The 21,752-nt window shown below is 48.1% G+C and carries 18 protein-coding genes; 4 read left to right on the top strand and 14 right to left on the bottom strand.

The annotated features are described in order from the left end of the window. Nucleotides 1-128: 128 nt before the first annotated feature. Entirely contained in the window at nt 129-1,442 is a 1,314-nt protein-coding gene (locus MKY87_RS14350) for an ABC transporter substrate-binding protein (RefSeq protein WP_340965108.1), read from the bottom strand. A gap of 450 nt (nt 1,443-1,892) precedes the next feature. On the opposite strand from MKY87_RS14350, the gene MKY87_RS14355 reads away from it, so the two are divergent. The 3 genes from MKY87_RS14355 (at nt 1,893) to MKY87_RS14365 (ending at nt 5,481) form a co-directional block, all read left to right on the top strand. Then, complete coding sequence (locus tag MKY87_RS14355; RefSeq protein ID WP_340965112.1) at nt 1,893-3,083, top strand: AGE family epimerase/isomerase; 1,191 nt, start codon at nt 1,893-1,895, stop codon at nt 3,081-3,083. Then, nucleotides 3,080-4,264, top strand: a complete 1,185-nt coding sequence (locus tag MKY87_RS14360) for a glycoside hydrolase family 130 protein (protein WP_340965114.1) — start codon at nt 3,080-3,082, stop codon at nt 4,262-4,264. Before MKY87_RS14355 ends, MKY87_RS14360 begins: the two co-directional genes overlap by 4 nt. A gap of 140 nt (nt 4,265-4,404) precedes the next feature. After that, a complete protein-coding gene (locus tag MKY87_RS14365) occupies nt 4,405-5,481 on the top strand; it encodes a substrate-binding domain-containing protein (protein ID WP_339787984.1) in 1,077 nt (358 codons plus the stop codon). Between the two features lie 75 nt (nt 5,482-5,556). Here MKY87_RS14365 and MKY87_RS14370 read toward each other — a convergent pair whose 3' ends face one another. The 3 genes from MKY87_RS14370 to MKY87_RS14380 form a co-directional block, all read right to left on the bottom strand. Beyond that, nucleotides 5,557-6,045: a hypothetical protein gene (locus MKY87_RS14370; RefSeq protein ID WP_340965116.1), complete on the bottom strand. Its 489-nt coding sequence runs from the start codon at nt 6,043-6,045 to the stop codon at nt 5,557-5,559. Nucleotides 6,046-6,553: 508 nt separating this feature from the next. Next, nucleotides 6,554-7,981 carry a pectate lyase family protein gene (locus MKY87_RS14375; protein WP_340965118.1) on the bottom strand — a complete coding sequence of 476 codons (1,428 nt, stop codon included), beginning with the start codon at nt 7,979-7,981 and terminating at the stop codon, nt 6,554-6,556. A gap of 289 nt (nt 7,982-8,270) precedes the next feature. After that, nucleotides 8,271-8,786: a DUF2179 domain-containing protein gene (locus MKY87_RS14380; protein WP_036671622.1), complete on the bottom strand. Its 516-nt coding sequence runs from the start codon at nt 8,784-8,786 to the stop codon at nt 8,271-8,273. 346 nt (nt 8,787-9,132) lie between these two features. Between MKY87_RS14380 and MKY87_RS14385 the strand changes: the two genes are divergently transcribed. Next, nucleotides 9,133-10,347, top strand: a complete 1,215-nt coding sequence (locus MKY87_RS14385; RefSeq protein ID WP_340965120.1) for a Leu/Phe/Val dehydrogenase — start codon at nt 9,133-9,135, stop codon at nt 10,345-10,347. A 773-nt stretch (nt 10,348-11,120) separates the two neighbouring features. Here MKY87_RS14385 and MKY87_RS14390 read toward each other — a convergent pair. The 10 genes from MKY87_RS14390 to MKY87_RS14435 all read right to left on the bottom strand — a co-directional run bounded on the left by MKY87_RS14390 (nt 11,121) and on the right by MKY87_RS14435 (nt 21,745). Continuing rightward, the gene (locus MKY87_RS14390) at nt 11,121-12,788 is read right to left on the bottom strand and encodes a hypothetical protein (RefSeq protein WP_340965122.1); all 1,668 of its coding nucleotides are present in this window, start codon (nt 12,786-12,788) and stop codon (nt 11,121-11,123) included. Between the two features lies 1 nt (nt 12,789). Beyond that, complete coding sequence (locus MKY87_RS14395; protein WP_047840868.1) at nt 12,790-13,575, bottom strand: ABC transporter ATP-binding protein; 786 nt, start codon at nt 13,573-13,575, stop codon at nt 12,790-12,792. A 234-nt stretch (nt 13,576-13,809) separates the two neighbouring features. Continuing rightward, nucleotides 13,810-15,318: an RICIN domain-containing protein gene (locus MKY87_RS14400; RefSeq protein ID WP_340965124.1), complete on the bottom strand. Its 1,509-nt coding sequence runs from the start codon at nt 15,316-15,318 to the stop codon at nt 13,810-13,812. Nucleotides 15,319-15,352: 34 nt separating this feature from the next. Continuing rightward, nucleotides 15,353-15,580 (bottom strand): hypothetical protein, encoded by a 228-nt coding sequence (locus MKY87_RS14405; protein WP_340965125.1) that lies wholly within the window; start codon nt 15,578-15,580, stop codon nt 15,353-15,355. Nucleotides 15,581-15,679: 99 nt separating this feature from the next. After that, nucleotides 15,680-16,309: a PepSY domain-containing protein gene (locus tag MKY87_RS14410; protein ID WP_340965128.1), complete on the bottom strand. Its 630-nt coding sequence runs from the start codon at nt 16,307-16,309 to the stop codon at nt 15,680-15,682. 232 nt (nt 16,310-16,541) lie between these two features. Further along, a complete protein-coding gene (locus tag MKY87_RS14415; protein WP_340965130.1) occupies nt 16,542-17,342 on the bottom strand; it encodes a PepSY domain-containing protein in 801 nt (266 codons plus the stop codon). Between the two features lie 78 nt (nt 17,343-17,420). Further along, entirely contained in the window at nt 17,421-18,797 is a 1,377-nt protein-coding gene (locus MKY87_RS14420; protein ID WP_340965132.1) for a sensor histidine kinase, read from the bottom strand. Next, complete coding sequence (locus MKY87_RS14425) at nt 18,794-19,546, bottom strand: response regulator transcription factor (RefSeq protein WP_340965134.1); 753 nt, start codon at nt 19,544-19,546, stop codon at nt 18,794-18,796. Before MKY87_RS14425 ends, MKY87_RS14420 begins: the two co-directional genes overlap by 4 nt. A gap of 55 nt (nt 19,547-19,601) precedes the next feature. Next, nucleotides 19,602-20,246, bottom strand: a complete 645-nt coding sequence (locus tag MKY87_RS14430) for an SDR family oxidoreductase (protein WP_340965136.1) — start codon at nt 20,244-20,246, stop codon at nt 19,602-19,604. Nucleotides 20,247-20,563: 317 nt separating this feature from the next. Continuing rightward, nucleotides 20,564-21,745 (bottom strand): NAD(P)/FAD-dependent oxidoreductase, encoded by a 1,182-nt coding sequence (locus MKY87_RS14435; protein WP_036606574.1) that lies wholly within the window; start codon nt 21,743-21,745, stop codon nt 20,564-20,566. Nucleotides 21,746-21,752: the final 7 nt, after the last annotated feature.

A 21,752-nucleotide genomic window follows, 5' to 3' on the forward strand; every position in this document is an offset into this window, starting at 1 on the left:
GTAATAACTGCCGGGGGAAGAGCATGGGTATCACGCTTTCAAATACCACATACTCCATGCTCCATTCATATATGGATTCCTATATCCCCGCAGTCCATTCATCACCTGATCCACTTACGTTAATCCAATTATTTCGTTAGTTCTGCTCTTGCTTTGACCCACTTATCGTTCAGATCTTTCATAATGTCGTCATACGATTCCTTGCGGTTCCCAATACCTGCTTCGATAATTCGTTTCTTGAAGTCAGGCTGCCAGAGACCGATTTCGCCTTCGTTATCGATCTTGTCAACCAGACCTTCCTGACCTTCTTTGGCAGGTGTAAGTGTGGAGAATTTAACGTCTTTATATTGATCCAAAATGGGTGGTAATTCCGCGTTTTTGTCTGCATCCATACCGCCGCCCTGTTCAACCGCGTAGTTTGATTTCGCCAGGAACCAGTCAATCCAGGCTTTGGCAGCAGGTTTGTTCTCACTGTTCACGTTCATACCGATGTTATAGTCGGCGGAGAGCGGAACCACAACCTCACTTGCATTGGTTGGGAAAGGAAGGAATCCGATGTCGTCCGGTGTATCCGTCATGCCTTGGATCTGTGTGATGGCCCAAGATCCAAGTGCCATCGTAGCAATTTTGCCTTTGGCGAGATCCGCTTTGGAGCTTTCCCAGTCGGTAGTTGTTGGATCTTTCTCGATTAGACCGTTCTTGGCTGCATCATAGAGCACTTTATATAGTTCATAGTGCGGCTGACCAGGCACAAAGTTATCATCTGTGTTCGGTTGGTCCACATTCACGTAATCTACGCTACCTGCAACGGTTGGCAGATCCGATTCCCATTGTGTCAGGGCCCAGCCGGATGCATAGTTGGTGTAGAGCGGAACCGCGTCAGTATTGTCTTTGATCAACTGAAGCGCAGCCTGGAATTGTTCAGGTGTCTTAGGCACTTCATTGATACCGGCTTCTTTGAAGACCTGTTTGTTATAGATAATTCCCGAGAACGTGATGACCGTAGGGATACCGTATACCTGACCATCCACCATGCGTTCCTCAATAGCGGTGTATTTGTCTTTCAGTTCATCGTACGTGCCAAGCGGCTCGAAGAAGTCCGGGATATCCGCGATCGGAACGCTCGTCGGGATCATCAGAACGTCACCATAATCTTTGGTGCTCATACGAATTTTCACTTGTCCTTCATAGTCGGCCAGTGCCTGAAAGTTCACTTTGACATCCGGGTATTCCTTATTGAACTCAGCAGCGTAATCTTTGAATACGGTATCAACAATATCTGTACGTTGTGTAAGGACGGTAATTTCGCCCTTGATATCTGCCGGATCTGTACTGATCTCCTCCCCTGCCTGCGAAGATCCACCTCCGGATGAACATGCAGCAAGTAGTGAAGTGATGAGCAGCATCGTCAGCAACATCATCCAACCTTTGTTTTTTCTCAATTGTTTCGACCCCTCTCTTAAGTTGATTAAGTTATCGTTAAGGTTACAAAATGAATTCTATTATGGTAACGCTTACCTGTCAATTCATTTATTTATAACCTAACAAGAAAAATTGCGATGCATTTCGTTGACATCTGTTTTTCAGAGCACTAATATTGATTAATAAAGTTACCGTTAACTTAATTATATGAATTGATTAAACATTTACACGAAACGTAGAGGACAGAAAGAACCTGAAGAAGCGGAGCTAAAAGCTTTCTGAAAGAAAGCTACATCGGAAGCATCTGCTTCGCCTTTATCCCCGGATTTCCCCCTTATAACAAGGAATCAAAAAAATCTGGGGGTAACAGCGATCGGAAGGTTATTCTGTCATCGGAGTGACCAGTGTAAATATTCTTTAGTCCATTTATGAATTAAGATTTATGTAACACGTTGAAGGAGCGCTCACTTATGAATACAAAAACAACCGAACTCCAATCTGAGATTAAGGCGCATTGGGAAAAGCAGATTTTACCCTTCTGGTCCAACCTTAAAGATACAACCCACGGTGGATTCTACGGCTGGGTTGGCAATGATCTTCAGGTGAATCCGCAGGCAGCCAAAGGCGGGATCGCCACGGCACGGCAACTCTGGTCTTTTGCAGCAGCCTATCGGATTACCGGAAACGAAAGATGGCGCGAGCATGCTGAACATGCATACCGTTTTCTCGCTGACCATGTGATGGATACCGAATATGGCGGTATGTACTGGATGGTAGATTACACAGGGGAAGCACTGGACACGAGCAAACATGTGTATACGCAATCATTCGGTGTGTATTCACTCAGTGAGTACTATCGTGCTACCGGGGATGCTTCTGCATTGGAACTTGCGAAAACGCTTTTTGCTCTTATCGAGGACAAAGGTCTGGACGCCGGACTACCTGCTTACAAGGAACAATTTGATCGCACATGGAAGGAACAGCCCAATGAAATGCTGAGCGAAAATGGAGTGATTGCGGATTACACAATGAATACGCATATCCATGTACTGGAGGCCTACACCACGCTCTATCGCGTGTGGCCGGATCAACAAGTGAAGGCGGCGCTGGAACGCCTGCTCGGAATTCTATATGAACGGGTGTATGACCAAGACACCAAGTTTCTCGGGGTATTTTTCAACAAACAGTGGGAATCCATCATTGACCTGCGCTCGTTCGGACATGACATTGAAGCCAGCTGGCTGATTGACGAAGCACTGAAAGTTCTGGGGATGGAACAACATCCAGAGTATGCGGCGATGGTTACGGATATTGCCTATAACATCTCCAATGTAGCAGTGAATGCCGATGGTTCCCTGCTCAATGAACAAGAAGGTGAACATATCGATGAGAAGCGCATTTGGTGGGTTCAAGCTGAGGCGATGGTCGGTTTCTATAACGCGTATCAGCGCACAGGTGATCCCTTGTTTCTGGAGAGAGTGGAACGCTTGTGGACCTATACGCAAGAAAACATCATTGACCAGCGTGCTGGTGGGGAATGGTACTGGTCGGTGGACGGGAACGGCACACCGGATCAGAGCGAAATTGCCGGACCGTGGAAATGCCCGTATCACAATAGCAGATTTTGTATTGAACTAATCGAGAGGATGGGATCAGAATGATACACCCGAAATACAAGGAGTTACTGGCGAAACAGGAGCTGTTGCTTACTCGCCCCAATGAGATCAATTCTTCCTTCTACAATGGCGTATATGATCGCTACCAATATCCGGTAATCACTCGACATCATGTACCGCTGCATTGGAGATTCGATCTGGATGAGACGACGAACCCACACTTTATGGAGCGACTGGGTATCAACGCTACACTGAATCCAGGAGCCATCTATTTCAATGGCAAATACGTCATGGTTATTCGTACCGAAGGATTGGATCGCAAATCGATCTTTGCGCTCGCGGAGAGTGACAATGGAATTGACGGGTTTCGTTTCACGGGTAAACCATTAGTCTGGGATGATATCGATGCGGATGAAACCAATCAGTATGATATGCGTCTCGTTCAACATGAAGACGGCTGGATCTATGGCATCTATTGCTCGGAACGCAAAGACCCGGAGGCTCCTGCATTTGATACCTCCAGCGCAGTTGCACAGGCAGGACTGGTTCGGACACGAGATCTCACAAGCTGGGAACGGTTGCCCAACATCACAACCAATTCCCCTCAACAGCGCAATGTCGTATTGCACCCGGAATTCGTGGATGGAAAATATGCCTTCTACACCCGTCCACAGGACGGATTCATCTCGACTGGCAGCGGCGGCGGAATCGCCTTCGGACTGTGTGAGGATATCTTGAACCCGGTCATTCATGAAGAGATGGTTATTGATGAACGGCAATATCATACGGTATATGAGGTGAAAAACGGCCAAGGCCCTGCTCCGCTCAAGACGGATCGTGGCTGGATTCACATTGCTCACGGGGTTCGGAATACCGCAGCAGGCCTGCGTTACGTGTTATACACATTCGCTACGGATCTGAATGATCCGGCGCGTATTATTGCCAAGCCGGGCGGCCACTTCATTGCCCCTTATGACGAGGAGCGTGTAGGCGATGTATCCAATGTTATTTTCTGCAATGGTGCTGTGGTCAATGAGAAGGAAGAAGTCTTTATCTATTACGCATCCAGTGATACCCGCTGTCATGTGGCAACAACCACGTTGGAGAAACTGGTCGATTATACGTTCAATACACCGGCTGATCCATATCGTTCCTTGGACTGTGCTAGCCAACGGGGTCAGCTGATTGAACAGAATGAGAAGCTTCTACAGAAACAATTGACATAACATCGGTAGAGCGTCCTCTCAGGGAAACCTGCAATGTGCTGAAAATTAGCGAAACAACAGCCAGAATGGCTTTATTCCAAGTGGGTAACGATGTATACTGATATGGATTGTTATTATGTTGGAGGAAAGCGCTCATCATAATGACAGCACATTGTGCCTATACCGGCTTGAAGGAGGCGACCATACTGAAGAATAATATCACCATGCGGGATATCGCCGACAGGCTCGGGGTCAGCAGTGTGACCGTCTCGAAAGCATTGAATGATAAAGATGGCGTGAGTGGCGAATTAAAGGAAAAAATTAAAGTGCTTGCTGTTGAAATGGGCTATCGGTATAATGCTGCTGCCCGTTCCATGAAGGAAGGCTTAACCCATAATATTGGCGTAATTATCCCGGAGCGTTTTACCGGGCCTACGCAGTCGTTCTATGTACGCGTGTTCCAGCGCATCACCAAACATCTGGAGGAACAGGGCTACTACGGCATTCTGCACATTCTGAATGTGGAGGATGAGGAAGAATTAACGTTGCCCAAGCTGTACAGCGACAACAAGGTCGATGGTTTCATCGTGCTCGGACAGATCAGTAAAGAGTATATTGAACTGGTGAGATCAATGGAAGTTCCCAAAATGTTTCTCGACTTCTACGATGAACATTCGGATATCGATTCCGTCGTTACCGATAACTTCTACGCTGCCTATGAGCTAACGAACTATCTGGTTCAGCAGGGCCACCGTGACATTGCTTATGTGGGAAACCTGTATTCCACGAGCAGTATCCAGGACCGATTCCTCGGGTATTACAAATCCTTGCTGGAACATCGGTTGCCGATGAATCCAGATCTGGTTCTGAATGATCGGGATGAACGAGGTACGTTTATTGAGATTGATCTGCCCGAGCAGCTGCCAACGGCCTTTGTATGCAACTGTGATCAGGTCGCTCATCTGCTCGTTCAGAAGCTGACTTCCATGGATATTCAGGTGCCTGGCCAATGCTCTGTTGTTGGTTTTGATAATGATATCTACGCGATGCTCTCCGATCCCAAGCTGACAACTGTTGAAGTGGATGTGGAACAGATGGCGCGCACGGCAGTTCAGTCCATGCTCAAAAAGGTCGACAACCCGAACCGCAGTTTCGGCCGTGTACACGTGAAAGGTAACATCATCTATCGTGACTCGGTGAGTGCTGTGTCTGCCTCATCAGATACTATGGATATCTGAATTAAAGAATTAAATAAACGAACACAGATGACTGGCCTTTATCTTACTGGCCAGTCTTTTCTGATGCATCGGAGCTTAACGAGGGCGACGATCTGTTGAATTCTTCAAAAATGTAGTCGTTCTCCAAATCGAGAGGATGAGGATTAACTCATACACATTGGTTAAAGTTCCGGTTTCCAATGGCAGGGAGATTAACTGTCCTACAAACAATAATGCAGTCCCAACAAACAGCCATACCCATTTATGTTTGAAAAGAACGATCAGACTAACAAATAAGAGTACAAGCCCCACGATGATCACCATCATCGGCGGACCTCCATGACCTTCTGCCATATATCTCAGTACTCCATACTCTTCTATAACCTTGAGATTTTGAACCTCGGATAAAGTAAAACCTACAATCTGGTAGATAACCAAACCTAAAGTTATCAGCCATGCTACCACATTGGTTATACTTCTATTTGCAAACTTGGCACCTGAGCTACGCAAGATATGGTACCCAACCAGAATAAGGGTAGGGGTAGCAAAGGCATGTAGCCAAAATCGAAGGCTACTGAGAACCATTAGCGGTTCCCCTTCCCCTATCAAATTACCTAAAGCAATAATTCCATTATCATATGCCAAGCTGAACGCTACAAATAGCTGAAAACTTGAATACGCGAGCCATTGCTTCCTCTGGGTTAAATCGACGCCCATCCAAACAACAAGTATCAAATAAACAAGAGTAAGTACGGAGTATATCCATACATCCAAGCTGCTTCACCATCCTTATTGGTCAATTCTAATAAATTATATTTACCGGTAAGTAAAATTACAAGGCTTACCTGTATAAATGGTTAATTTGTCATAAATTACTCACAAAGGTAATGAAGATAAATATCGATAGACAACGTTTACCTGGAAGACCAAAACATACTGTAGATGATCCATCCTTACAAGAAATCATTCTTTAAAAGAACACCAAACTGTTTATGGAGCTAATTCATATAAAAAGAGCACTCCCGGCTATCGTAGCTGCAGGAGCACTCTTTTCCTTATTTGAAAAACGTAAAAGCAACAGGTTACTCTGATATCAATAACTTGTCTTCAACCAATTATCCTTGGACCAGGTCAGTTTACCCGAACCCGCGCCATTGGAAGCCGTGAGGCGAGCATTCAACGTAGATGGATCATCCGTGGTATAGCTGTAAGGAAGTGTCGAGAAACCGTTCCAGGAGAACGATTTTACCACTGCCGGGATTGGCGCCAGTGGACTGCCAGACGTATCACTGCTTCCACGGAATGAGCTGCCATCCAGGGAGTACATGGTATCGGTCACTCTGATTTTGCCGGTATAGGTTGGATCTGCCGGATCGGTCTGATTGTTACGAACAGGATATAGCACGTCCTTAATGACTGATTTCTCAACCAAGACGGCCCCGCTTTCCGTAGAAATCGCTCCGTTGCCAATGATATCGAACTTATAACCTTTGGACGCAATCGCTGTTGCCATCGCCGTTGTAATTTTGGCTTTAGCGGCACGTGCCCCTGTCGCATCCATCACGATGTTGTATGCATGTGCGTTGCCTCCACGCAGGCGTGGCATCCGGTCCTGAATATCCTTGTACAAGTTATGGTGCAGCGTCATGGACAGGTTGGCGTTAGCTGATTCCAGGCTGGTCGAACCGACCAGATGTCCTTTCTTTTGGGGTCCCGAGATAGCGATAATATCGGCTTTGCTAAGACCTACAGCACTGCTGCGCAGGTAGTTGTACATGGGATAGGAAGCCTTGTTTGCTTCCAATTCGTTAATCTGCTGGGTAACCCAGCTGTTCGAGCTGCCGTCATCCCCTTTGAAGAGGGACCAGGAGATGGTCACGCCGCTGGTTCCTTTTTTCGAATCGACGAGTCCATCATAGGCTTTATTAAATGTGCAGTGATCAATCCATACGTTGCTGTTCTCCTCCAGGGTGATGTAATCCCAGTCATTCTTGTCGTAATCACCTTTGGTGGATTCATCCCATTCCCATAACTCATCAAATTCCAGGTTGCGAATGATGACATTCGAGCTTCGTTTCACGCTGATCGCAGCGTGTTTGATCTTGGAGCCATTGGCGGAGAAAATCGTGAGTCCATTGAAACCATCAATCGTGAGCTTGCTAACACCGGTCTGTTTTAATACGGGATGCGTCAACGCATCATTATGCTTGGCAAAAGGAGAAGTCTGCGCTGCGCTCGGAATTTCATTCCATCCCAGATTCAGATCGTTCATGATCTCAACAACTTTGACACCGGAGTTCTTTTTCAGCGCCAATGCCAGATCGGTCGCATTATACACTTTCTTATACGTGGCTGTGTTTGATTCGCTAATGATGCCGCCGCCCACATTCCCTTGGGAGAAGCCTGTAAGATTGTAGTCTGCGTTACCCGCTGCCTGCACACTTGCCGGGCCGGACAATAAAGTTAACCCCAACGTTAGAGCCAGAGCTGTGCTGCACAAGCTTCGAAATTTGCTTTTCATCGATTCCATTCCTCCCAATATATGATGATGACATTCGTCCATCGCTGCCATGCCAAGTTACGAAGGACATGTTCTCAATGTAATTGTTGAAAGCGATTACAACAATAATCCGTATCTCACATGTGGTTAGGAAAGGCTCGTATGGTAAGGGTTTGTACTGTAAGCAACCTTGAATCGTACCGAGTTAACTTGGGGAGTGAGGTTTCAGGGATACATCGAGGTAACAAGAACATTCCAGATGGAATGAAATTAAAAAGCAGGACTGCATCTGCCGCAGACCTGCTCGATTTTACTTTTTGATGGAACGTGTCCAGAAGCCGCCATGGAACTGTTTGGGCTCCACGGTAATGACAAATGCTTTCGGGTCCAGGCTGAGAATCGTCTGATAGAGCAGTTTCTGGTTTTTACGTTTTGCCAGAATCTCCATCACAAGCCGATCTCCATCACGTCCACTGCCCACCCATGCAGTAACGCCGTAGCCCTTATCCCGCAGGGCATTCGCGACGCTTCCATCCAGCTGATTACAGATTACTTTAACGGTGATATAACCGAGCGCAATCTTTTCTTCAATCCACGCTCCGAGCAGCACACCCAATCCGTAACCTACCGCATATACAATCAGGGCCTCCGGTTGTTTCAGATAGTTTAACACCAGATTCAGACCGAGCACATAGATCACAATCTCACCCATGCTGATCAGTGCGGCGATATATTTCTGTCCTTTGAGTGTCAGAATCATCCGAAGTGTGTAAGCCGATACGTACACAATCTGGATCAAAAAGATAAATACCAATATTTTAAACAATCACAATCCCTCTTTCCTGGCCTTCGCAACGGAATTGGCCCTTTGCTGCATATACTCGACGATTTCGTTTCATCTATGCTTCCGATATGTTCGCTCTATCTCCATCATTGGACGTTATGCCCTCATTCTAAACGGTTGAATGTAAATCCGTAGGCATTTTCTGCTCTCTGGCATGCCGGAACTGCAATTATAGAACCGTTTGTACCGATTATCAACCCGGCGGAGGTCCCAGGGTCGAAAACGGGGGTCTTTGAATATGCTGTATCATCATAAAGCCAAGCACGCTGGCACAGGATATCAGGTCAAAACCAGGATGGATGGGTCAAAACAAAAAGGGGGTGCCGTCATGCAGCTATGGCAGGAGATGGAGCGGGAAGGCATGGAGGAACTCATTTTTTGCCATGATGCAGATAGTGGATTGAGGGCGGTCATTGCCATTCATAACACGGTCCTTGGACCTGCGCTCGGCGGATGTCGCTACTGGACGTATGCGTCCGAGGAAGAAGCTGTTCGGGATGCTGTGAAGCTTGCCAGAGGCATGACGTACAAAAATGCAATCTCCGGACTGCCTTATGGTGGAGGGAAAGTGGTCATATGGAATGTGCCTATTGCGAAAAATGCAAAACCGGATGTGGATGGTTGCGGGTCTGTTAGTGGTGAGCAAGTCGCTGGAGATCTAGGGGTAGAGCGACAAAGGGGCGCTGCCATGGAACGGGAAGCCGTTGCCGATCAGGTTGCTCATCAACAAAATAGAAGCCTGGATACGGACGTATCCAAGCGGGCGCAGCGCTTTCGCGCATTGGGTCGTTGTCTGGAGCGGCTGAACGGACGGTACGTGACCGGTCTTGATCTGGGTACCACGGCGACAGACATGGACCAGATCCGACTGGAGACCGCACATGTGACGGACACCACGGGTTCACTTGGGGCGCAGGATGACTTCACTGCCGAGATGACCGCCTACGGTGTACACATCGGCATTGTGACCTCGCTGCGCCAGCAAGGCATTGCATCTTTGCAGGGCATTCCCGTTGCCGTACAGGGACTGGGCAAGGTCGGGTATGCCCTGTGCCGTTACCTGCATGCAGCCGGGGCACGGCTCATTGTGGCAGACGTTGTACCGGAGCGTGTACAACGTACCCTTGTGCAGTTCAGCGGCGCCATCTCGGCCGATCCGGCCCATATTCACGCCGCTGACTGCAAGGTCTTCGCCCCCTGTGCCCTAGGGGGCGTACTGACCCCGGCAACGGTGGAGGAGCTGCGCTGCTCCATCGTTGCCGGGGCGGCCAACAACCAGCTGAGTGAACGACAGCTGGTTGCAGGCCGCATGCAGGCGCGCGGCATTCTGTACGCGCCTGATTATGTGCTCAACGCAGGCGGAATCATCTCCACCGCCTACGAGCTGGAAGGCGCGGGGCCTGACCTGATCCGCCAAAAGGTGGCGGGGATTGCAGGCACGCTGAGCAAGGTATACGCAGAAGCTACACAATCTGCGATCTCCACAGCGGATGCAGCCGATCGGCTAGCGGAATCCATTCTCCGATCAGGCTATAAGAAATAGGGAACCCCACTCTGCCCAAAGATACAGATCAAGAACCGTTCCAATAGCAGACCCCTAGCCGTAAACAAGTCCAGAACCATCCGTTGGATTACTCACTTCTACCACAATTCACGCGGGTGATTGCGTACTCATGTGTCCCCACATACCTGAACCTAATATTTGCTTGCTGGGCGCGACGTTACTGCTAGTCCTTATTACTACAGCTTCTATATACAAACACCCTGCCACCTAAGTATATTCACACCGCCAACACATCGGCCGTCTCCCTATTGATTCAAAGTTATAGTATTACCTGGAACTCATTATGGGCTTCACTCGATTTAGATATTTCGACGTACCGAAAGAGAGCCTCCACTGCTTCACTCCATTTTAACGAACCTGATACACGTTATAAGCCCCTTTTAGCATGGATCTAATATCTAACGAATCTCAGAGACGCTATTGTGCCTAGTTTGGTCCTTTTTCAAGCTAAATAACTACTTTTCCGAAGAATAGCGTTCCTGAGGTTCGTTAGAATTTATATTTCAGATTTTGACCGTGAATAGGTTGTCTCAGGTTCGTTAGCGCTACGGATGAAGTTTCTTTGGGGGTAGCATCACCTAACTAAAAGAGCTAACCCCGACATCCATGTCCAGGTTAGCTCTTCTTAGTTCTTCTTAGTTCTTCTTAGTTCTTCTTAGCACTCTTAACTCTTCTAGGCTCTTATCACTTCGTCCTTCTACTTTCTAATCCCTTATCGCTTTTCTTTTATTCTTCTGTTCTGCTGTAACTTCTCAAACTGCAACCGGCCTCTTCTTCGCTATCTTCTTCTCTCGATACAGCAGCGTCCACAGCAACACATTCGCTACGATCAATAGCGCACCATATATCCATACGCCCCCCGATACCGAACGGAAAAAGACATGGACTCCCCATAACATGGCGAGCACAGGAAGGGCGGCGAATACATACCAACCATCACTTTGCTGCGCCATACTGAAGGATTGGGAGAACGGCGGCTTACGCAGCAACAACTTGCCCGCCAGTGGGACAAGGGCTGTCGCCGTCAGCATAATAATCGCAATATCCGGCAGTATCCGTGATCCGAATGTCCAGGTAAACAGAACGGCATTTGCCAGAAATATAGGCAGGAACATGTTGCACAGGAACGCCTTCAGAGCGCCTTTGTATAACGCGCTATCATTCGCCATCGGTACAGCGCGAAAGGTCCAGAATGCCTTATATTGTCCTGAAAATTTCAGCATGACCACAACCGTTACAACCAGCATTAGTACGATATAAAAAGTGTATACAAACGAACTTTGCCTAAACTCCGCCCAGGTAGAAGACTGCAATTCGGTAAACCAAAATACATAAGGTAAGACAAATGATAAACCAAGCGATGGATACACCTTCAGCTTGAATTCCCGTTCATTACGCATCATGCTGGCTGACAGACGGAAGCAAGCCTGCTCCTCTCTGGAACGACTGACCACCTTGGAGATCAACCGATCCCATCTTCCACGTCTGCGTCCGGAGGACTGACCCGAATGTGCCATTTTCTCCAAATACAATTCAAAGGAAGGCATAAGCTTCACATATATGATCATACTCAACACAGGAACCAAGACTGCCAGTGCTGTGAACGTATAGATCCACACATTCCCGCCCCCTGCAAATAACCATTCGTATGCAGCCGCATACCATAACGGAGGCAACAGCAACTGCCACCAAGCTGGTGTAAATACCATACCAAAGTCAATAATACTGAACGAACGGATGACCAGCTGATAACCGATTGCAATCCCCACGGAAAGCAGAATCTGTACCATATTGATCATATCCTTCAGCTTCTCGCCATCCAGAAACTTCATCATGAACAGATAGATCAGAGACGTTGTCACCAGAATCAGCATATTGATCAGAATCAGTTCTACAAGGAAAATCAGAAAGAATCCGATCCCATGCGTCACTAACGCGGCAATTAGCGGTATACCGGTTAATGAACCCGTCAGCAATAGCAGATAAACGCCTGCATGGATGGCTCGGGCCATACCTACCGTTCGCCCATTAACAGGCTTAGTCATAATAATATTACGATCCCGAATGTCCAGCAGTACGGAGGAAAAATCCGAGATCATGGACGTCATGATCATAAACATTAAGATACCAAACACAAGACCCATCTGAATCATGAAATGCCCCGTATCCCAGACGATGAAGGGGACCATCATCAGTCCCATTAATCCATACAACCACAGGGAACGAAGAAACTGATTCCCTTCCTTGCGCTCTTTTTTCCCTGAATTGTTGGACAAAATGGTAGGTACTCTGCGTTGATCCATCTGGAATTTCACCCGCAAAATCAGGCGAAGCACATCATAATCCGCCCCTGTTCTGGCGATGATCGGACGAAAGCGATCCAGAATCTTGAGTGTGCGGAAGTCGGAGGATTCCTCCATATCAGTACACCTCCTGCACAATCGATACAAATCGCTCCGCAATGGCTTTGTGCTCATTGAAGCCTGTCAATTGATTAAATACTTCCTCCAACGTCCCTTCCATGGACTGCTGTTGGAGCTGCTTGAACGTACCGTCTGCCACCACGCGTCCTTCAGCGATCAGTACAATTCGACTGCTGATCTTCTCCACCACATCCATGATGTGTGACGAATAGAAGATCGTTGTGCCTTTGGCTGACAATTGTGACAAAATCTCTTTGACCACCATCACACTATTGGCATCCAATCCGCTGAGTGGTTCATCCAGAAATAGCAGATCCGGGTCATGCAGCAGCGCAGAGATTAACAGCACTTTCTGACGCATACCTTTAGAAAAGGATGCAATGCGGGAATGATATGATTTTTCCAGTCCAAAACAATCCATCAATAGCTTGGCTTTGTAATCTGCATCTTCATAGGACATGCCGTATAACTCCCCCGTGAATGTCAGATACTCCGCAGGCGTTAATTGTTCGTACAATTCCGCGACCTCCGGAACATAGCCGATTCTGCGTTTATACTCCACATCCCCATCCGCAATATCTTTACCAAAGATTCGCACCGTGCCTACATATCCTTCAACCAGCCCGAGTAAAATCTTAACCGTCGTACTTTTGCCAGCCCCATTCGGACCAATATATCCAATCATCTCACCGCGATTCACTTCCAGATCGATGCCGTTCAGCACATAACGCCCGTTATATCTCATACGTAAGCTTTCAATTGACAGCACTTGTTGTTCACTCACTTCGTTATCCAGCTCCTGTCTCTATCTTTTTCTACAATTCTACTAGTTTACCACAGATTGGGATGGTAATGACCGGAAATAGGTCACGATCTCAGCCATCGTCTGGATATCCCCTTTGAGTATGAGCATCACGTAACAAGCGTGAACACATCACAAAGCCCCTGTCCCACCTTACGGTAAGAGACAAGGGCTTCCACTTTATGTTGAACCTTATTTTATAATATTTAAAACATCTTACTGCACCTTAACAATCTGAAAATGCTGATTCGTGCCGCCATTATCCGTCCACTGGATGGCCGCAGCCCCATCTGCCAGGGATTGACCGGAGATGTCCAAGACCTTGCCTGTACTGCGGTTCTTCAGTTTATAATAACCACCACCTACATGGACGAGCTGCCATTGCTGGCTGGCCCAGCCGCCATCATTCCACTGTTCAATGACAGCGCCATCGGTCGTGGCACCATTTTCCACACCGATTAGCTTACCACTGGAACGGTTGATGATTTTGACATAGCCACCACCCGCATCGGTAATCTGCCACTGTTGACTTGTTGTTCCCCCATCTGCTCGCTGCTCCAGATCCGCACCGTTGGCGGAAGAACCCCCGATGACATTAAGCAACTTGTTACTTTTACGACTAATCAGCTGATATGAAGCATTCGGGTCCCATACATCTGGTGTACTTACTCCAGTTACGGTACCTGTTGCTGTATCAATCGTAATACTGCTGGCCCAGTTCATCGCCAGACTGGTTGCGCTTGGGAATGAAAGTGGCAGCCAGACATACTTGGAATCCTGCACAGGTCCGCTCCATGCTCCAGCCCATCGATCACCCATGTAGAGATAGGATGTGGTCTGGGAACCTTCTACCGGAACGACATAGGTGGATTGGGAACCATACGTTGTACTGTCTCCAAAGTTGCTGAGACCGCTCCATGTGCCTGTAATGCTGGAGGCTGTCGCATATTTCGCCTGATTCGGATTCCAGCCAGTGGCACCCGAGGTGATCAGGAAGTAGACGCCGTCTTTTTTGAATAGGGCAGGTGCTTCTCGATATTGTCCAGGCCACAGTGTTGTGACAAGGGATTCCACACCGAGGAAATCCGGGGTCAGCTTATATATATTCAGATCTGCATTCACTCGGGTCGCGGAGATCAGATAAGCGGTTCCGTTATCGTTGTACACCGTCATGTCTCTGGAATCATACCCAAGTGGACGATAGCTGCCCACATACGTGTAGTTGCCATCAACCGTATTCGAAGTAGCTACGGCTACTCGGGCCTCGCCATAATCCAGACCATTCTCCTTGTGCATCCACAGCACATATTTGCCAGTCGAACTGTTATAGATGACTTTTGGGCGTTCAATGTTGGAGATATTTAACTCGGCTGCCGAGCTGCTGGTGAGCACATCATTGCGATACTCCCAGTTCTTCAGATCCGATGAAAGATACACCGATACCGCCTTGAACGTTCCATTCGTATTACGATTCTCCCCAAACCAGTAATAATACCCATTTGCCTTGATCATCCCGCCCCCATGAGCATGAACGACATTGCCATTGGTATCCTTGAACTGTATCCCGTTCGTTACACTGAGCGGAGCAGCTGAAGCATTCGGTCCGGGTGCGAGCAGCATACCTATTGATTGCAGCGCCAAAACCAAAGCAAGCAGATAACTTAAGCGGCGGGTAAAGCGACGTGAATGTGTATTCTTTTTCAACCATCCATCGTTCATAGCCATATCGTAATGCACCTCCATATTTTTTGTGAAGCGCTTACATAAAATAAAATCGATATGTCTCATCTGCCTCCGATCGATGATGCATTTTAGCAAAAGAATTCCTGGCAATACTGGCTGGGCGATCACCTCCATGATTCCGATTGTATCCGCCACATTCCTGCTTGAATAGTGAACAATCCGGCGGAAAATGTACAATCTCATACTCAGCTCTCTCCATAAACAGCAAAAAGACGCTTCCCCCGAAGCGTCCTCTGCTATACATGCCCTGCCCCTCCATGATGTAACGATCTCTAGCTGTGTGCGGCTGTTCATAGGCAGGTTTTTATATGATGTTTTATCGGCGTATACTCGCCCTTATTGCTTAATCTTGGTCGTCAAAATCCTGGTCAAACGATAACACTTTACCTGTGTTGGCATCGATATCTACATCTGCTTCACCTTGAGCGGTTCTCAGCTCGATCTCATACACATAGCGACCATCATCATGATCCAGCTCGACTTTGGTTACTTTACCACCCGTAACTTGTTTCAGCGCAATGTTTGAAGCTTGGGATGCCGTCAATTTGACCTGCTTGGAAGCAGAGTTATTAGACGTGTTGCCTGTTGCAGTACCTTTATAATCGTCGTCATCATCGTAGTCTTCATCATCCACGACCGCAAGAATTTTGCCTGTATAAGCATCCAGACGAACGACAACATCATTGGTTCCTTTTCTGTCGATCTCAACTTCATAGAACGTTTGGCCGTTTCTACGCTCCAGATCCACGTCATCCACTTTACCATCGGCTGCTTTTAACGCCAACGCTTTTGCTTGTGATGCATTCAGCATTTTACCTGTGCTGTTCTGATTCTGTGTTGCAGATTGTGTTGTTGACGTTGGTGTAGTTTGCACCGATTGTCCGTTCACATTCCCGCTAGCCGCTACGGCCGATCCACCAAGTAATACCGCTGCTGACAAGCTACCAATCCAAAGTTTATGTTTGTTCATCATCATCATTCATCTCCTCGTTTGTTGTTTCGTTCTCGTCTACATTTATAGAATAACCTGCAGGAATGAGAGATCAGCGAGAGTTAGATTAGAATTTGATGAGAAAATGAAGAGAATGCTCATTTAACAGGTATTCATTGTCCATCTAATTGAAAAAGATGACCCCTAAACTAGGAATCATCTCTCTAAAGCAGTTTAACACGATAACTATATTTAATGGGTTCTTTGCAAAAGGTTAATCCTCGTCCTCATCCCAAGTCACCGAGCGAATCGCTCCTGAGATGGCATTCACCTGCACAATAGCCTCTCGGCCATCCTCCAGATCAATTTCAACCAGATAATATGGATTCCCACTGTTGGTTCCACGCAGTTCGATGTCGTCCACTTCTCCCGGGACCTCCGCAAGTGCCTTCTGCTTCGCTTGCTTTTCGCTCAGAAACTGAGGTTTGGGATCATCCTTGGTTGGTTCAGTTGTCGGGGCTGCTATTACTTTGGAAGCTATCGTCTCTCCCGTATATGGATCAATCGTGAGTTCTTCACGGCTGTTATCTTTCGCCTTCACGACCGCGGTGTATACCGGACTGCCTTGCTGCTCGACAAGTTCAAGCGAGACCAATTGGTTATCTGTTTGTTGTTTTAACAACGCCGTCTTGATCTGCTCGCGGCTCCATAACGTCTTCTCTTCCGCTTGCGGGTTCGACTCCAGCCGTTTAATGGAATTCACAGCAGCTGTAACGGCATCCACTTGCACATCATATAGGCCAGTCTCCGAACGGAGCTGCATGATATACGTCCCGTCCTTCAACGTGGAATTCACAATCTCCCCTGGATATTGATCCAGCACCGATTGGGCCGCCGCATCTGCCGTAAGTACCGCACCAGTCGATTGCCACGGCTTCCACCACACAACTGCTGCCACAATCAGCACAACGAGAAGCCCCGACCCCCACCAGAGTGATCTTCGCGATTTCGCCCATCCGCTATTCCCCTGTTCATGCCGTTTCATCTCCGGTGGTCGCTGCTCATGCTCTGTCATCACGTTTCCCCCTATGCACTCTCTTATCATCCCCAGTTGATCTGATGCTTATCAGTATATAAGAGAAGAATGAGAATTTCATGAGAGCGGCCCGTTCTGAACCGATAAAGGCAAAATAATCGAAGCCTCGGTGCCTTCACCTTCGGTGCTGGTCAGTTCGATCCGTGCTCCAACTGCTCCTGCAAGCTCTTTGGCAAGTGACAATCCCAGACCTGAACCGCTTGCGCCTAGGCTACGTGTTCTGGCCGGATCAACCCGGTAGAATCGGTCAAATACCTTCTCCAGCTCGTCCTCCCGCATACCAATCCCGGTATCCACGATCCGAATACGGCACTCTTGCCCCTTGGTTTCCAGCCTGACTTCAATTGCATCTTCACTATACTTCCGGGCATTATCCAGCAAAATAAACAATAGTTGCTTCAGCTTGCTCTCATCGCTGATCGCCCAGATTGAACCTGGATCTTCACAGCGGACTTCGCGGTGATAGGCTTCGCGAAACGCACGTGTGGAGTCTGTTGCCAGTCTCGTAATATCCACACGCTCCAACTGTACATTCCACTGCTCTGGCTGCTTCGCGAGCAGTAGCAGTTGCTCGGTCATCTCTCGCATGCGAACCGATTCGGACAGAATCGCTTCCACCGCTTCATCAAATACCTCGGGCCGCTCTTTCCCTCGCCGCTGTAGCAGACTGGCATAACTTTCAATAATGGTCAGCGGTGTTTTGAGCTCATGAGATGCATCGGATACGAATCGTTCCTGACGTTCAAAGTTGGATTCGAGCAAGTCCATCATCCGGTTAAATGTCTGTCCCATCGTTTTCAGTTCATCTTTCGATCTTTCCTCCAATGGAAGACGCTTGAATTGGCCGCTGGACTGAATGTCACTCATCGTGCGTGTCATCTGCTGAATCGGTCTGGTCATCCGATTCGCCAGAATCCGGCTGGAGATAATGGCTGGAATGAGAGCAATAATCGTAACCGCCACAAGCACAGTCCGAAGTACAGACAGACGATTCTCCGTCTCTGCAATGCTCTCAGTGACCTGTACATTCACCACCTCGCCGTCAGGCCAGATGACCGGGACTGATACCCACACATAACCAATCTGTTCAACTTGGGTATACTCCGATTTCTTCTCACTTTCGTACTTATAAGGTAGCTTGCTCAGCTGCTCGGAAGCTGCTGTTGTTGTCACCGGGGAACTGGTGCCGTCTTCATTAACGATCCGAAGCATGCCGTTCACAGGCGCGTAGGCCCGCAACAAGTCATCCGGCGGAATGGAGCCGGCAGACTGACGCACTCCTTTGACAATAGATTCCGCTTCCGCTTCCACCCGATTAACCTCGTTATCAATCGACATCCGTTCAAACACGATGTAGACCGACAGGTTCACCGCGATTAACAGCACAGCAAATAATACAGACGAATACCCGTAGATTTTACTGCGCAGGCTCATAACTGTTCCTTCAGGACGTATCCTACGCCCCGTACGGTATGTATTAAGGGTGGTGTGAATCCGTTATCCACCTTTTTGCGCACATAACGGATGTACACATCCACCACATTGGTATCTCCATAATAATCGTATCCCCACACGGCCTGCACAATCTGGTCACGACTGAGCACCTGACGTTGATTCTGCAGCAGATACACGAGCAGGTCGAACTCACGTGGAGTGAGCTCAATGGCCACACCATCTCGGGATACCTCTCGCGTACCTTCATTCAGTTTCAACCCGGCAGCCGTCAACCAACCCGCCTCAGCTTCATCCTGATGCCCAGAAGAGTCATTCCCCGTATCAGCAGTTGTAGAAGAAGCGGAAGATACAACAGACGCCACTGCACTAAGCCGCAATGCAGCTCGAACTCGGGCAAGCAGCTCTTCAATCTGGAACGGCTTGGTGATGTAGTCATTGGCTCCGAGATCCAGGCCAGATACTTTGTCTTCTACCGAATCTTTGGCGGTGAGCATAATGATCGGAACCGTAGCATCTTTGGCACGAACTCGCCGCAACACTTCAATTCCACTCAGACCAGGCAACATCACATCAAGCAGAATCAGATCCCACTGTCCTTCTGCATACTTCTCCAGTCCTTCTGTTCCACTGCCTGCCTTGCCTACCTGATATCCCTCATACTGTAGCTCCAGTTCCAGCAGACGTGCTATTTTGGGCTCATCCTCTATGACCAGCACGGCTTCGTTCATGCAGCACTCCCCCTCATCCCCATCATTTCATTCTCCCGTTATCTTACAATAACATCTACAATTCGCCCAAGGCATCTTCAACCGGATGCTCCCCGGCAATCAGATCAAAGGCCATCCGGTACGTCTTCTCTTCCTGCAAGGAAGCCACGATGACGCGGGCCACATCTTCACGCGGGATACTCCCCGGTTCCAGATCGGTTCCAACTGCGATCTTGCCTGTGCCCGGTTCATTCTTGAGACCACCCGGGCGAATAATTGTGTAATTCAGATCACTTGCAAACAAGGCACGATCCGCATAATGTTTCGCCACGTAATATGGCTTGATGGACTCTGACCATTTCTCCCGTTGATCTGCGCCATACGCACTGACCAGAATATATCTGGAGATTCCTTGCTGCTCTGCCGCTTCCATCGTTTTCACCGCACCGTCGAGATCAATCAGCAGTGTTTTGTCCTGACCGGTAGAACCGCCAGAACCCGCCGTAAACACAATGGCATTATGATCCTTCATGGCCTCAGCCAAGTCCTCCACACTGCCCTCCAGATCACCTATCACCACATCGGCACCGAGTTCCTTCAGTGCGTCCGCCTGCTCCGGTTTGCGGATCATGGCCGTTACTTTATGTTTGCCTTCCTGTGCCAGCTGCTCCACCACAAACTTACCGATTTGTCCATTTGCTCCTATAACTAAAACGTTCATACGTCATTTCTCCTCTCAGTTGAACGGGCTTCTTGTTGTTGCTCACCGTTCCTTTTATTTAAAGATGCTCATCCTATAATTTAAACGAAAGCCGGCGCTTCTAAGCGCCGGCTTCATGTCCATGCCTGTTCAGTACATCTATGAAATGTGAATTCTTCCGTTGTCCCATTAATATGCCATATACCCTAGGTGGTTTATACGCCACCTCACATTGACCACTTCTGCCATACCTTTTTCCCATCTGAATATCTGTTTTCCTTTGTAATGGTTACAACCAAAAAGGACGCCCAAAAGGGCGCCCTTGAATGGCATGAAGATTAGTAAGCCAGTGCGAACAAACCGTGAATATGAGCCAGGTAACGGATGTTACTTGCTTCTTTCATCATGGTTGCAGGCAGACCTTTCAGACGAGTCTGGTTGCCACCGATCATGCCGACAGCATCTTTACGACCCAGACTTCCCAGCGTACCGGAGAATACTGGTGTGAAGGATTCCATTGCGCCACCTTTGAACATAACGCCCAAGTTGTGACCAATAGTCTCACCCATTTGCCAAGCCAATTGTGCTGTTGGAGGGTAAGGACGAGCGCCTTCGCTAGGGAAGACCACTGCGCTGTCACCAGCAACAAACACGTCTTTGTGTGAAGTAGATTGCAGAACTTCCGTAACTTTCGCACGGCCACGATCCACTTCAATTCCGCTGTTAGCAACAACAGCGTTGCCTTGTACGCCACCTGTCCATACGAGTGTGTTTGTAGGGATGGAGCTGCCGTCTTTCAGCAGAACTTCGTTTTCTTTCATCTCAGTAATCGCTACGCCAACGATAAAGTTAACGCCACGTTTCTCAAGACTTGATTTAGCACGTTCAACCAGCTCTGGCGGGAATCCTGCCAGGATGGAAGGACCTGCTTCAACTGTGTACAGGGATACTTCTTTGAAGTCGATGCCTTTTTCTTGACATACTGCAGGAAGCAGGTCAGCGAATTCGCCAACAAGCTCAATACCTGTCAAGCCGCCGCCACCAATAACAAACGTAGCGTCTGCTTTGTTGCCGGACTGTTTGTAAGCATCAAGACGTGCTTCAACGTGTGCACGAATACGGTTTGCATCGCTAACCGATTTGAGCGTGAAGCTGTACTCTTGCAATCCTGGAATTCCGAAGAATGCCGTTTCGCTGCCCAAGGCAACGACAAGTGCATCGTAAGAGTATGTGGAGCCGCTGGTCATCAGAACTTTTTTCTCGTCCGGCTTGATTGTATCCACCGTATCGATTTTCAAGTTCACGTTTTTGCCACGCAGCAATTTTTCAAGTGGAAGAGCAACTGCTTGTTCAGCAATGCTTCCCGCTGCAAGACGGTGCAGTTCTGTGATAATTTGGTGTGTAGGGTAACGGTTCACGACAGTAATTGTCGCTTCTTCCGGAGACAAGTATTGACGTGCAGTCAATGCAGTCAACAGACCGCCGTATCCTCCACCCAAGATCAAAATTTGCTTCGACATATCCATC

It is taken from the genome of Paenibacillus sp. FSL R7-0198 (assembly GCF_038000415.1).
Classification (GTDB): Bacteria; Bacillota; Bacilli; order Paenibacillales; family Paenibacillaceae; genus Paenibacillus.